This window comes from Vibrio sp. 1401, assembly GCF_033340295.1.
Genome location: NZ_JAWOWF010000399.1, coordinates 1 through 676 on the forward strand (window position 1 = coordinate 1; position 676 = coordinate 676).

General features: G+C 46.6%; 1 pseudogene. It reads right to left on the reverse strand.

Annotated elements, in window-relative coordinates:
* A pseudogene (locus tag R7Z77_RS25875) lies at positions 1–467 on the reverse strand (hypothetical protein); the annotation flags it as partial.
* Positions 468–676: the final 209 nt, after the last annotated feature.

Sequence of the window (676 nt, forward strand, 5' to 3'; positions counted from 1 at the left end):
ACTACTGCCGTGTCAGTGTTTTCATCTGTGTCAGGGTCTTCAACTTCTGGCTCATCTTCGGTATCCGGTGGATACACTGTATTGGTTGAATCGTCAGGGAGCACGCTAGGGTCTTCGATATCACCGCCAGTAGGGTCATCTGGTTTATGAGTAGGGTCGTCAACGTCTGGGTTGTCTGGGTTGTCTGGGTCAGGATTATCAGGGTCTGGATTATCAGGGTCTGGTTTTTCTGGCTCAGGAAGCTCAGCAGAGCAACTGGAATCGGTACAAAAACCGTTTAACGTACCATGTTGACACTCATCACCAGTATAATGCGCATCAGCAAAGCAGTTTCCAGAATCGCAACCAACAAAGGTAGTGAGTTGAGCAGTACAATTGGAGGCAGAACCGCACCAAAAGTTACCGAGCATGTCACGACCATAAGCTTGCTCATTCCACCAAACACCTAAAGTTGGCTCTGTTTCCATTAACTTTTCACAGTGATTTTTAGAAGCCTCGCACTGTCGAGTTTCAGGATTATAAGTCTCACCATCTGGGCAAGAAGTAAAGGGCTTAACATGAACCGCATTGAAATAACGACCTCCCGACGACGCAACAAGGTAACCATTATCAACCCAGACCGAACTAACCGTGTACTCCTTCATATCAGTAGTAGATGTAAACCTAACACCAAGAC